The sequence below is a fragment of the Paenibacillus sp. FSL R5-0887 genome, assembly GCF_038002305.1.
GTDB lineage: Bacteria > Bacillota > Bacilli > Paenibacillales > Paenibacillaceae > Paenibacillus_AQ > Paenibacillus_AQ odorifer.
Genome location: NZ_JBBOCE010000002.1, coordinates 1,117,633 through 1,131,624, shown reverse-complemented (window position 1 = coordinate 1,131,624; position 13,992 = coordinate 1,117,633). Strand labels below are relative to the sequence as shown.

Genomic DNA, 13,992 nt, shown 5'->3' with positions numbered 1-13,992 from the left:
GATTTCTTAAAGCATATTGATATAGCCATAACCTCTCTTGTAGATTGGGTGAATGATCCGTTCCCTGGTTTATAGGAGAGGTTTTAGTGTTACAATCTTAACTAATAACGGGGGAAACGTTATGAATACTAATTTAATTAAGGGAAGTGGAGTTTTGAATCAGACGGACTATACCTCTGCTACGGTTCTTTCAACCGCCGCTAATTTTATTATGAATAGGCAAGAACCTTTTACACATACCTTCCGGACTTATATTCGTTTACGGGAAAACGGCCCGGTGCAGCTGAAATTTTGGCATAGCAATGCGGTGGATTCCACCTGGGACCAAGGGCTTGAAGCTTCGGGCAGTGAACCTGGGGGCAGTTGGGTGATCGAATCGGCTTTTATCGCGGATGGGGGCACTGAGCCAAACGGAGCTATTATTGAGCATACACAACATGCTGTCACTTTTGAAGGCAATGTCTCCAAGTCAGTAACGGCCGGTGAATGCTTCTGGAGTGATGAGACAAGCATCAATCTACCTGATGGCCATTACTTAGCGTTTACATGGACGATTAAGACAACTACTGCGGGTAAATCCATTCCTTTCAACGTAGAAGGGATGCTGGCAACCGCTTATGATGCGCCCGGAAATCTGGCTGCACAGGAATCAGCCGATGGGTTTACAGAATCTGACAAGCTTTTGGTACTGCCAAGCTATATCGGATATAAGAAAGCTGTGAATAAGAAGCTAGTATTTTTGGGAGATTCGATTACTCAAGGTGTGCGGACATTAAAGGACGGATACGAATATTGGGCAGCGAGAATTGCGGATGGTCTTGGTGCAGAGATTGGCGTATGGAATCTCGGCTCAGGCTGGGCTAGAGCGTATGATGTAGCTGCGGATGGCCCTTGGCTTCACAAAGCTAAACAGAGTGATGAACTGATGATTGTCCTCGGCGTAAATGATATTGATATTGGCTGCCGCTCTGCAGATGAGTTACTTGGTGATCTGACAACTATTATTGCTAAGATCAAAACAGCAAATGCTGATGCTAGTATTATTCTAAGTACGGTGCCGCCGTTTAATTTTCAGGAGGCAAGAGAAGAAACTTGGCGTAGAGTGAATCATGAAATCCTGACTAACCCACCCGCTGGAGTAGACCGTGTGTTTGATATAGCAAGCCTATTATCGTTGCCTGCACCAGACGATCACCGGATCAGACCGGAATATATGAGTGGACAAGACGACCCGCATCCGAACGGCATAGCCGGTAAGACGGTTGCGGACGCCTTTTTAAACTGGTATTGATCAACTCTTAAATGTGTCCCGGTAGTCCTTAGGTGAAGATCCAACCTGCTTCTTAAACACTTTGCTGAAATATTTAACATCATGAAACCCGACCATTTCGGAGATTTGGGCCAGCTTCAGACGAGGATTCTGCAACAGTAGCTTAGCTTTATCTATTCGGATATTAACAATAAAGTCGGAGAAGTTAATCCCGTATTCCTGTTTGAATCGGCGGGAAATATATTCACGGCTAACAAAAAACTTTCCGGCCACTTCCTGTAAGGACAGGTCAGAAGCGTAATTAAGCTCGATGTATTTGACGATATCATGCATCGGATTACGTTCTTTAGCTTGTTTCAGGGCGATTACTTCGGCCAGCTCCTGCATTAGGGTATACGACCAGTCACGCCAAGCGAATAAGGAGAACGAGTAACCGTTCGTATAAGGAGCTGGGTGAAGCTGGTCGGCCTGTTCAAGCTCGGCCAGTGCGCCTTCAGCTTCAGGGCCTAACATTTCCCGTACCAGCTGGGAACGAAATAGTAGAGCATCATTTTTCCAAGAGTTTAGGATTTCTGGTGTCACAACCCCGCCTCGGCTAAGCTCATCTACCCAGTGCTGCGCAGCTGTTGATAATATCTCTGGACTTCCGCTGATGACTGCCATTTTCCAATCTTCCTTGACGTCAGCAAAGTTCGTTGTTGATACATTACCGCGAACCTCTGCTTTGGCGATCTCTTTACGATCTCTGAATTCTTCGGAGGAAGAGGAGAAATGGCAGTAATCCTCATGAATTAATAAGTTTCGGCGCTGTAAGGCCTCTGCCACCTCTGCACGCTGATAAGGTAACTGCTTAGGTAAGTTGCCGATGCTGCTGATTCCAAAATGCATTCGGACCTGCAAGGTAGAGTAGATGCCATGATTGATTCTGCCTATTAGCTCGACAACAGAGGTTTGAATATCCCACAGAATAATCGCAATCTCCGGAGGACCTCCCCAATAACGAAAAGCAACACCCTTATGCGGACTGTGCAAAAATTCATTACAAATATTGACGATAGCGTAGTTCATTAGCTCGGTGTCTCCGCCAAAACGTTTAATCAACGGATTGTTACCCGCATCTGTCTGCACCAATATTAACCGAGCGGAATGGATGTTTTCCGGAATGATACCATCACTGCATAACCTCCGCAAAGATAAATCAGAATTGATCGGATCATCAATTAGTGCAGATAATAGCTTTTCCCCATAAATGGGCTTGAACTCATTAAGCTGAATACTCTGTTTCTGCCGTTCGCTTCGGTCGTCTTCTTCTGAGCGCCAGGCTGCAACTGCTTTAGCTACCGCTACATTGATTGCCTCGGCTTCGATAGGTTTCAGGATATAATCAATACCCCCATGCCGCACAGTCTGCCGTACGAACTCAAAATCATTATGTCCACTGACTACAATAAACTTAGTGTTGCCGGCGAATTCGTTCACCCAGGTCATTAACTCTATCCCATTACCTGATTCCATCATCATATCCATAATGACTAATGCTGGTTTAGCCTGCCGGATGATCTCGATGGCTTCATTTCCATTTCCGGCTTCCAGAATTTCATCTATTTGATGGGCGTCCCAGTCGACAAGCAGTCTGACTGCCTTTCTAACTCTTGCCTCGTCATCAACAATCAACGCCTTCATATCTTTTCACGCTCCGCTATAATTTCAATTTCCAATTTCACTACTACTCCGCCCGCTCTAAGGTTATCCACAGTTAAAGTGGCGCTATCTCCGCACACAAACTTGAGTCGAGCCAGAACGTTCGGCAGACCAATACCTGATCCTGTAGCTTCCTTGGTTTGCTCTGTATTTCTTAATAAATCTATATCTGTTCTAGTAGGATGCTGTAGCTTCTGCTTTAAAAGATCTAACTTCGCTGAAGGGATCGCATTTCCGTTATTTTGGATACAGATTTCCATCCGGTTGTCATCCACTCTTGCTGCGGTGATTTCAATGAATCCGTCACTGCGGGAAAGATTAAAGCCGTGTTTGAAATAATTTTCTACAATAGGCTGTAAAATCATTTTCGGCATAAACGTCTCTAAAAGTGATTCCTCCATATCGTAGCGGAAACTGAACTTATTTTCAAAACGTTCCTTTTGCAGTTCAATGTAGGCTTTGACATGATCCAGCTCATCCTTAACAGTTACGATCTTCTCCTCATTGTACATGCTGTAGCGCATCATTTTGGCTAGAGCTGAAAGAAGTGAGTAAATTTGGGGCACTTTAAGCTCTAAGGCCAGCGTGCCAATGATCTGTAACGTGTTATTCAGAAAATGCGGGTTGATTTGTGCCTGCAGTGCCCGCAGTTCATTGGTCTTATTGGACAATTCCAGCTTGTACTCTCTTAAAATCAGGTTGTTGATCGTGTCCATCATACTGCGGAATCGCTCGGTAACCACGCCAATCTCATCTTTGCCCATAGGTTGAATTTCAACATCAAGATTACCGGTCTGCACCTGATTCATGTAACGAGTCAACTGCTTGATAGGAGCCGTGATTCGAAAAGAGATCAGGGTCGTTAACGTGGCAATTGTAATCAAAAGTAGAACAAGGAGGATTATATTGATCGCTGCCGCCTCATTGGCTTCCCGGAAAAGATAGGACGTAGGAATCTGCTTCACGAGGGTCCAATTTAAACCTTGGGTTTCGACTCTTTGGTAAATAAACACAGCATCTTCCTCTTCAAAATACCCTTGCGAGCTTTGAGTTGTGGCGATTTGCTTGTTGTACCAAGAAGCGTGTAGGCGCTTGCCGTATTCCTCACTGTTGCTTCCATATACAATCCTGCCATCGCCATCCAGCAGCCAAATGTTCTCCTGCTTCTGATCATATAACTGGCTGACGATGTCGGTAAGAGCCGTTAGCTTAACATCGATCGACAGGAAGCCGAGTGGGGTGGTAGTTGGAATCCTTTCAATTCGTCTATGCAATGTGAACACAGGCTCCGGTATGAGTTGCGGGATAGGTGAAGTTAGGCCATAGCTGTGACTTATATGTGTACTTTGTATAAACACAGGAGAACTGCTAGTGATCTCTGAGTCGGCATAAGGGGGGATACCCTGCCAACGTTTGGGTGTATTTTGGGTGAGCAAAGTGGCTTTTCTATCCTTTACACCGTAAAGATACACCTGGGATATATCTGGCATGGATGAAGAAATGTAATTTAGAGAAGAATAAATTCGTGTATTTGCTGCCATATCCTCGTATCCCGCTTCGAGCAGTCTGTAGAAATCTGAATCTGAATAGACGATAAGGGAGAGACGATTGATCTCCTGAATCAGACTTTCGATGTTTCTATTGCCTTGAAAGAGGAGGTTCGTATTCTCATCTACTGCCCTTGTTCTTAGGGATTGAGTGCTATAGTGATAGCTAATAAACATGGTGGCCATAATACAGATTAACGTTGGCAGTAGGATAAAAACGATCAATTTTGTGCGAATCGTGTTCCATTTCATCGAAATTTGTCACATCCGATCAATATTTTACACCTGAAAGATCACTTTAGTAGGTGTGAGGTACCCTGAAAAAAACAGATAATATGTGTATAAAGCATAAACAAGTAAGTGAGCAAAAGAAAGGGGGGGGCAATAAATGCGCGGCACTAAGTTGTCCCAGTTAGGTCAACAGCTTTTTTTCGTTGGTCCGGCAGTTTTGTTTTTTACCTTAATAACGATTATCCCATTTTTGATGGGGATGTATTACTCTTTCACAGATTGGAACGGTGTATCCGGTAATGTAAGTTGGGTCGGATTTCAAAACTTTTCCACTATTTTTTCAAATGACCCTGACTTCTGGTCTTCCTTTTGGTTCACGGTAAGATTTACGGTGTTAGGTGTGATTTTGACTAACGTGGTAGGCTTCTTCTTAGCTTATCTGTTAACTAAACCTTTAAAGACACGTAACATGCTTCGGACTATTTTCTTTATGCCGAACGTTATCGGGGGATTGTTGCTTGGTTTCATCTGGCAATTTATCTTCATCAAAGGGTTCGCCACTATGGGCGACCTGACAGGATGGTCCTTCTTTAATCTTCCTTGGCTCGGTGATGCCACAACAGGATTCTGGGCGATTGTAATGGTCTTTGTTTGGCAGTCTTCCGGTTATCTAATGGTTATCTACATTGCCTCGTTGAGTAACGTATCTAAAGAAGTACTAGAAGCGGCTGATATTGATGGTGCTTCCCGTTGGCAGGTGCTACGCAATATCGTAGTTCCACTAATTATGCCTGCTGTAACTATCGGATTATTCTTGGCCATTTCCTGGTCATTCAAAATGTTTGACCTTAACTTGTCCTTGACGAAGGGTGGACCGTTCAAATCGACGGAATCCGTTGCTATGAATATTTACAATGAAGCCTTCCTGAACAATCGTTACGGGCTGGGTACTGCAAAAGCGCTGCTGTTCTTTGTAATTGTAGCCATCATTACTCTGATTCAGGTCCGTATCACGAAGAGCAAGGAGGTTGAAGCGTAATGAAACCTACAGAAAAAAAGAGATGGAATATTGGCACGGAAGTAATAATGATCCTTCTGGCCCTGCTCTTTCTCTCTCCATTCTATTTCTTGCTCGCAAACTCGGTGAAATCCTTCGGTGAAATTCTGAGTGATGCGGCAAGCTGGCCAAAAGTATTTATGTGGTCGAACTATTCAACCGCCTGGAAATTAGCCCGTTTCGGTGAAGCATTCCGAAACTCGGTTATTATCACAGTGATCAGTGTTATTCTAATCTCTCTGTTCAGTGCGATGGCATCCTATCGTATGGTTCGGGCGAATACGAAATTCAATCAGTTCTTGCTGCTTATCTTCGTAGCAGCAATGGTAGTTCCGTTCCAAACGATCATGATTCCAATTCTGAAGGTCGTAAATGTTATTGGAGTGAACAACTCTTTCCTTGGTTTGATTATCACGAATCTAGGAATCAGTGTTCCGATGGCGATCTTCCTGTTCCACGGCTTTATCAAGTCCGTTCCTCTTGAAATTGAAGAGGCGGCTACAGTAGATGGATGTAATCCTATTACCGTGTTCTTCCGTATTGTGCTTCCTTTGCTGAAGCCAATGGTGATGACAACAATCGTGCTAAATGCACTTGGAATATGGAATGACTATCTGTTGCCATCCTTGATTCTTCAGGCACCAGAGCTTCGGACCATTCCACTAGCGACTTTCTCCTTCTTTGGTCAATATACCAAACAATGGGATATGGCACTTCCGGCTCTCGTAATCGGGGTCGCACCAATTATCATTTTCTACCTGTTTATGCAACGTTACATTGTTGAGGGAATAGCGGCTGGCTCGGTGAAAGGTTAACACCGAGCCCTCCGTTCCAAATATTTTTTAAGCAGTCCACTATTTTAAGGGGGAATATATAATGAAGAAGAAACACTCCGCAGTTGCTCTATCAGCAGTAATGGCAATGAGTTTAGCTCTAACGGCATGTGGTGGTAATAATAACGCTTCTAGTAACTCACAAAATGGAAGCGCTGGCACAAATTCAGGTGAAGTGAAGACCGTTAAGATCTTCCAATTCAAAACTGAAATCGTAGAAGGCCTCAATGAGCTTAAGGTTGAATTCGAAAAAGAATACCCTAACATTAAGCTGGATATCCAAACAGTTGGTGGTGGTGCGGACTACGCAGCAGCATTGAAAACTAAATTCGCTTCCGGCGATGCGCCTGATATTTTCTCCAATGGTGGATATGCAGAAATGGAACTTTGGGGAGACAAGATGGAAGATCTGTCCGACCAACCTTGGGTAAAAGATCTGATTCCTATGGCTGCAGAGCCTATGACTAAAGATGGCAAAGTATACGGTATGGCAATGAACCTTGAGGGTATCGGTATTGTGTATAACAAGGACTTGTTCGCTAAAGCGGGAATCACTGAAACTCCAAAAACATTGTCACAGCTTGAAGAAGCGGCTAAAAAGCTGCAAGCTATCGACGTAACTCCTTTTGGTAATGCATATCAGGAATGGTGGCTGCTAGGTAACCAAGGGATCAGCGTAGCCTTTGCACAACAAGATAATGTAGATGAATTCATCAAAGGTTTGAATGAAGGAACTGGTACAATTGTAGGCAATAAAACGTTTGAAGAGTGGAGCAAGTATCTCAAACTGACTTTACAATACGGACAAAAGAATCCTTTGACCACAGATGCTAACACTCACCTGGCAATGTTCGCAAAAGGCGAAACTGCAATGATGCAAGAAGGTAACTGGGCACAAACTCTTGTTGATAACATCACTCCTGATATGAACATTGGTATGTTCCCTATGCCAATCAATGAAGATGCTGAGAAGAATGACAAAATGACTGTTGGTATCCCTGCGAACCTTGTAGTCAACAAAGAATCCGGTTCTAAAGAAGAAGCAAAAACGTTCTTGAACTGGTTGGTAACTTCCGATATGGGTAAAGAGTACATCGTTAAAAAATGGAAATTCATCCCTGCTTTGTCCACAATCGAAGCAACACCTGAAGACATCGGTATGCTTGGAGCAGACGTATGGAACTATGTAAAAGAAAACAAAGTTTATGGCCTGCAATCCTCTAAATTCCCTGATGGTGTAACGCAAGAATTTGCCAGCGTGATTCAACAGTTCATTGCTGACAAGGTTGACGTTAACGGTTGGATGACTGGTATGCAAGCTGCATGGGACAAGCTTAAAAAATAAGTAAAGCACATTATAGAGAAGATTTAATGGATATTAGTGGTTAACAGAAGCGCTCTCCGTATACCTCATCAATTTGAGACGGGGAGTGCTTTTTTTGGGAAACAGGGCTGATTATCAAGGGATGGGGAGAAGCGCCAATGAAACGATATGATCATGTTCAGATGGGTGTGGACTATTACCCGGAGCATTGGGATGAATCCATGTGGGAACCAGATATCAAGTTGATGAAAGAAACAGGTGTTAAAGTAGTCCGGGTTGCTGAGTTCGCATGGAGCCGACTGGAGCCAACTGAGGGGAATTACCAGTTTGAGTGGCTGGACCGTGCGCTGGACCTTTTTCATCAATATGATCTGCAGGTTGTGATGGGTACGCCAACAGCTACACCGCCAAGATGGTTAACGACGAAATTTCCGGATGTGCTTCCGGTGTTTGCTAATGGAGAGATTTTTCACCCGGGGGTACGTGGACACCGCTGCTATAACAGCACATCGCTGCGTGAGTATGGCAGCCGTATTATTCTGCGTCTTGCCGAACGTTACAGTGAACACCCGGCCGTCATAGGCTGGCAGACTGATAATGAATTTGGCATGTTGGATTGTCATTGTGACGCTTGTAATACTGCTTTTCGAGCATGGGTACAAGCTAAATACGGAACACTGGCTGAGGTCAATGCAGAATGGGGAACCGTTGTTTGGAGCGGGGAGTACAGCGATTGGAATGAGCTTACCGTGCCGTTGGGCGGATCACCTCATCAGAATCCATCTTTTCTGCTTGACTTTCAGCGGTTTCAGTGGGATTCGGTGGTAGCGTTTCAGACAGCGCAGATCAATATTTTGCGTATGATTTGTCCAGAGCATTTCATAACCCATAACTTTCACAGCTATCCGCAGCGCCTCGATATGTACGCGGTCGGTGCAGATCTGGACGTGGCTGCGTTTGATTATTATCCGAATACTTCGCCAACCAAACAAGAGACAACGCCTTATAGCGGAGCACTTTCATTGGACGTAACCCGTGGCATCAAACGCCAAAACTTCTGGATCATGGAGCAGCTGAGTGGATCTCCGGGTTGTTGGATGCCGATGTGGCGAACCCCTTATCCGGGACTGATTCGTGCCTATGCATGGCAGGCGATTGCTAGAGGTGCGGATACTGTTGTTCATTTTCGCTGGAGAAGTGCAACTTCAGGAGCAGAACAATTCTGGCACGGGCTGATTGATCACAGCAATGTTCCCGGACGCAGATTAGCGGAGTTCACGCAGCTATGTCATGAGGTTAATGGGCTGAGCGGCAAGCTCCAAGGAACGATGCTGAAAAACGAAGTGGCTATCCTCCATTCTCATGAAGAGAAGGCTGCGCTGGATATTCAGCCGCAGGCAGAGGGCTTTGATTATTATGAGAACATTAAGCAGATTCACCGGGCGGTGACCAAGCTTGGCATGGGCTGCGATGTTATCGACCTCAGACAACCGCTTGATGGATACAAAGTAGTAATCGCTCCAAATTTATATTTGCTGGATGAGGAGATCGTACGTAATCTGGAGGATTTTGCCCTCGCTGGCGGGACCTTACTGATCACCAACCGTAGTGGCGTCAAAAATATAAACAACATCGCAGTCATGCAACCGCTGCCTGGGCAGCTGAGCTATTGTACCGGCGTTGAAGTGCTGGAGTATGATCCGATTGGCGTTGAAACACATGTCATCGTGGATGCGGAGGGTAACCCATATGAATGTACGCAGTGGTGCGACATCCTCCGACCTGTAGTGGCCCAGCCGATTGCCTGGTATGGTGATGACTTCTATCGCGGCACACCCGCTGTAACTGTTAATTCCTTCGGCAAAGGTCAGGTTTATTACTTTGGAACCCATGCGGATGAGCAATACTGGACAGTTCTATTGGAGAACCTGGCTAAGGAAAAAGGGTTGTTACGCTTTGAAGGATTGCCAAACGGAGTACAAGCCTCCGTGCGGACTGGAGATCAGGGAAGCTTCTTGTTCCTGCTTAACCTGAGCCGCGAGTCGGTGATCGTTCCGTTGCCACGAGAATACAGCAGCCTGCTGGATAATAAGATTCGATCGGGAGAGCTCCAGCTCGAGCCGTATGGCGTTGAGGTGCTGGAGATTTGAGTGGTTTTGAGTAAAGAGATTTTGGAGTGGGTTTGGGAGTGTGGCAGGAGAGGGGAAAGTGGAGAGGGGAATGTGTGGAGTAGGGTGAAGTGAAGGTTGGTGAAGATGGAGTGAGGGATGTGTGGAGTAGGGTGAAGTGAAGGTTGGTGAAGAGCGGTGTAGGGGAATGTGTGGGGGAGGAATAGTGAAGTAAGTGGAAGTGTGGAGTAAAAAATGAGTGGAGTAGGGCATGCAGAAACTTTAACAGAAGCACAACAGAAAATAGTTGCACTTCGTACACTTATTTGAAGTGTTGGAGTATTTAATTGGTTTTAGTTGCACTTTGTGCAGCTAAAAATTGGCTTATCCCGCTGCAAGGCCATATTCCGAGAATATAGTTGCACAGAATACACTTATATGGATAATTTCTGCCGTGCAGGCTATTTTAAGTGTACAAAGTGCAATTATTTCGTCTGACTTACTCATACTGAACTGAAGAGAGCTGCACAATGGAGTCCCAACATGAGCAGATTCCCACATGGAGTCCACCATAGCAGATTTCCACAAGTTGTCCAAAGCGGGCAGATTTCCACATGGAGTCCCAACATGAGCAGATTCCCACATGGAGTCCAACATGAGCAGATTTCCACATGGAGTCCCACCATGTGCAGATCTGCACGATCCATCTCAGAGGTGCCGTACACTCGCAGCCAAATGCACCCAGCCACCGTACCGCCCATTTCTACACAATAGTAGCGCATACCATACTCTTACTACGTTCTAGCCGCATATTCCCAGCGAGCAATTTTTCCACAGTAGGCGGGGCATGTTTAATGCAGGCGTCTAAATTGCTCCGGCGTAGTCCCGGATTGCTTGCGAAATGTGGCTACATAATGGCTGACATCGCGGAAGCCGACTAGCTGGGAGATAGCTTTTACCGTAAGATCGGGTTGGCTTACGAGCATTTCTTTGCTTTTCCGGATGCGTAACCGTACGAAATAGGCATAAGGCGAGAGTCCGAAAGTTTGGACGAATAGGTTGTTAAGATAGCGCCCAGATACGCCTAGTTCATCGGCTAGATCGTTCAGTCCAAGATCAGGATCGCCATAATGGCTGTCCATCCATTTTAGCAGTGGCTGCAGCTTATCTACATTGCGGGAAATCGCCGTATTATTTTGAAGCTGACCATATTTACTCAAAGTAAGCAAAAAACGATAAGCATCTGTTGAGGCGCCGAGACCAAACATATCCTGATAGGCATCATGACGATCCAGCATCTCCTTCAGCAGATTTGGGAGAGGCGCTTCATTTTCCCAACGGTAAAAAGAATTACTATTCATCCCAAGCGTCTCCAAAATAGAGTGTGCCGAATCGCCACCAAACGTTAGATAATAGGTACCCCAGTTTTTGGTGGAAGCCTCATAACGATGGGGTGTATAAGGAAGTAGTAATACGCCGCTGCCTTCGGGCAGGGAAAAGGTTTTATTGTCAAAATGGATGATCCCTTCACCTTCTGAGGTTTGAAGCCAATGATACGTTTCATAACCATCGGGGCGGGATACTTTTTCCTGATCATGATTGTGCCCCATACTGTCTAAAGTGATTGGCAAGTGCTGTCCACCTTCATGGACGAATACGATCCTGCGATGCATGATTTCGGACAATGTTATCCTCTCCTGTTAGTTCTATATTCTTATATGTATGAGATATTATTTTATATTTAAAGGGCAACCTTAACCATTTACAATAGATATATAATTATACTATAAAGGGTGTGCGAAGTGTGATTAACGATAAATTACCTAAAATTTGGTACGGTGGAGACTACAATCCGGAGCAATGGGATGCGCCAGTATGGGCTGAGGATGAACGGATGTTCAAGCTGGCGGGAATTGATGTTGCCACAATTAATGTGTTTTCCTGGGCTTTAATCCAACCTTCCGAAGATACTTATGATTTCTCCTCATTGGATGAATTAATGGATAGACTATATAAAAATGGAACTTATGTATGTCTAGCTACAGGAACAGGAGCACATCCAGCTTGGATGGCTCATCGTTATCCTGAAGTGACCCGTGTCGATGTGCAGGGCAGAAAACGTAAGTTCGGCGGACGTCATAACTCCAATCCGAACAGTTCAGTTTACCGCAAGTATGCAGCGAAGCTGGCTGGTAAGCTGGCAGAACGCTACAAGGATCATCCGGCACTGGTAGCTTGGCATATTTCTAATGAATATGGTGGCTATGATTATTCCGAACAGTCCGCTGCTGCCTTCCGTGTCTGGTTGAAGGAGCGTTATGGTTCGCTGGATGCTTTGAACAAGGCTTGGAATACACGCTTTTGGGGACATACGTTTTATGATTGGGAAGAAATTGTGGTGCCAAATGAGCTGAGTGAAGAATGGAACGGTAACCGTACTAACTTCCAAGGAATCTCGTTGGACTATCGCCGTTTTATGTCTTATAGCTTGCTCGAATGTTACAAAATCGAATACGAAGCGATCAAAGAACACAGCACCAACGTACCTGTTACAACGAACCTGATGGGCTTTTATCCGGAGCTGGATTATTTTGAGTGGGCCAAGCATATGGATGTAATTTCTTGGGACAACTATCCTTCACTGGACACACCGGTCAGCTTTACAGCAATGACACATGATCTTATGCGTGGATTAAAAAATGGCCAACCGTTCATGCTGATGGAGCAAACACCGAGCCAGCAGAACTGGCAACCGTACAACTCTTTGAAACGTCCAGGCGTTATGCGTCTATGGAGTTACCAGGCTGTAGCGCGTGGTGCAGATACTGTGTTGTTCTTCCAACTGCGTCGTTCGATAGGGGCTTGTGAAAAGTATCATGGAGCGGTAATTGAGCATGTGGGTCATGAACACACACGGGTATTCCGTGAATGTGCTGAGCTGGGTAAAGAGCTCGAGCAGCTTGGAGATCAACTACTGGATGCGCGCAGTGCAGCTAAGGTAGGGATCATCTACGATTGGGAAAATCGTTGGGCGCTTGATCTCTCAAGCGGTCCGTCGGTTGCCTTGGATTACGTGAATGAAGTCCACAAATATTATGATGCGCTGTATCAGCAAAATATCGAAGCCGACATGATCGGGGTCGAAGAGAACCTGTCCAAGTATGAAATTGTTATCGCACCCGTAATGTACATGGTCAAGCCAGGTTTTGCAGAGAAGGTTGAAGCTTTTGTAAAAGCGGGCGGCACATTCATTACAACTTATTTCAGCGGTATTGTTAATGAGAACGACCTCGTGACGGTTGGAGGTTATCCAGGCGAATTGCGTAAAGTGCTTGGAATTTGGGCAGAGGAAATCGATGCATTACTGCCAGGTATGAGCAATGAACTCGTGCTGGATAAAACGTGGGGTAGCTTGAGTGGTTCTTATAAATGTGATCTGCTCTGCGATCTGATCCATGCCGAAGGGGCAGAAGTTTTGGCAGAGTACGGTTCTGATTTCTATAAAGGAATGCCTGCATTGACTGTGAATAAATTTGGCGAAGGTAAAGCTTATTATGTGGCGACTAGCCCAGAAGCTGGATTCCTACAAGGATTCTTAGCGAATCTATGTGCCGAAAAGAACATTCAGCCGCTGGTAACTGCACCGGAAGGTATCGAATCTGTTCAACGTGTGAAGGATGGCGTATCTTACTTGTTCTTACTGAACCACACTGCCGGGGATTTAAGCGCGGATATTGGGGCAGCTGAGCGTACTGATCTACTGACAGGTAATGTAATCAGTGGTTCAGCAGTTGTACCGGGTCGTGGAGTATTGATTTTGTCGGACAAAAAATAGTTGAGTCTCGTCTAACCTATATAAATTTGAAATCCCCACTACAAAACGCTTTTTGAAGCTGATCGTAGGTGGGGATTTTTTTCTGT

9 protein-coding genes are annotated in these 13,992 nt (G+C 45.2%); 6 read left to right on the top strand and 3 right to left on the bottom strand.

Translation table 11 applies throughout. The features are described 5' to 3' along the window. Positions 1-121 precede the first annotated feature (121 nt). On the top strand, positions 122-1,291 hold the full coding sequence (locus MKY14_RS23015) for an SGNH/GDSL hydrolase family protein (protein WP_076302814.1): 1,170 nt from the start codon (positions 122-124) through the stop codon (positions 1,289-1,291). Here the strand turns inward: MKY14_RS23015 and MKY14_RS23010 are convergent, their stop codons facing one another. Continuing rightward, on the bottom strand, positions 1,292-2,953 hold the full coding sequence (locus MKY14_RS23010) for a response regulator transcription factor (protein ID WP_076129608.1): 1,662 nt from the start codon (positions 2,951-2,953) through the stop codon (positions 1,292-1,294). Continuing rightward, positions 2,950-4,770 (bottom strand): cache domain-containing sensor histidine kinase, encoded by a 1,821-nt coding sequence (locus MKY14_RS23005; RefSeq protein ID WP_076282114.1) that lies wholly within the window; start codon positions 4,768-4,770, stop codon positions 2,950-2,952. The genes MKY14_RS23010 and MKY14_RS23005 overlap by 4 nt, the downstream gene beginning before the upstream one ends. A 136-nt stretch (positions 4,771-4,906) precedes the next feature. Here MKY14_RS23005 and MKY14_RS23000 point away from each other — a divergent pair, with 136 nt between their 5' ends. The 4 genes from MKY14_RS23000 (at position 4,907) to MKY14_RS22985 (ending at position 10,113) form a co-directional block, all read left to right on the top strand. Further along, a complete protein-coding gene (locus tag MKY14_RS23000; RefSeq protein ID WP_036680772.1) occupies positions 4,907-5,788 on the top strand; it encodes a carbohydrate ABC transporter permease in 882 nt (293 codons plus the stop codon). Continuing rightward, positions 5,788-6,621 (top strand): carbohydrate ABC transporter permease, encoded by an 834-nt coding sequence (locus MKY14_RS22995; RefSeq protein WP_036680774.1) that lies wholly within the window; start codon positions 5,788-5,790, stop codon positions 6,619-6,621. The genes MKY14_RS23000 and MKY14_RS22995 overlap by 1 nt, the downstream gene beginning before the upstream one ends. Before the next feature lie 61 nt (positions 6,622-6,682). After that, the gene (locus MKY14_RS22990; RefSeq protein ID WP_094902687.1) at positions 6,683-7,984 is read left to right on the top strand and encodes an ABC transporter substrate-binding protein; all 1,302 of its coding nucleotides are present in this window, start codon (positions 6,683-6,685) and stop codon (positions 7,982-7,984) included. Positions 7,985-8,121: 137 nt separating this feature from the next. Continuing rightward, positions 8,122-10,113 (top strand): beta-galactosidase, encoded by a 1,992-nt coding sequence (locus tag MKY14_RS22985; protein ID WP_340977410.1) that lies wholly within the window; start codon positions 8,122-8,124, stop codon positions 10,111-10,113. Between the two features lie 809 nt (positions 10,114-10,922). Here the strand turns inward: MKY14_RS22985 and MKY14_RS22980 are convergent. Next, positions 10,923-11,756: an AraC family transcriptional regulator gene (locus MKY14_RS22980; RefSeq protein ID WP_340977408.1), complete on the bottom strand. Its 834-nt coding sequence runs from the start codon at positions 11,754-11,756 to the stop codon at positions 10,923-10,925. Between the two features lie 119 nt (positions 11,757-11,875). Between MKY14_RS22980 and MKY14_RS22975 the strand changes: the two genes are divergently transcribed. Then, entirely contained in the window at positions 11,876-13,906 is a 2,031-nt protein-coding gene (locus MKY14_RS22975; protein ID WP_036680780.1) for a beta-galactosidase, read from the top strand. Positions 13,907-13,992 lie beyond the last annotated feature (86 nt).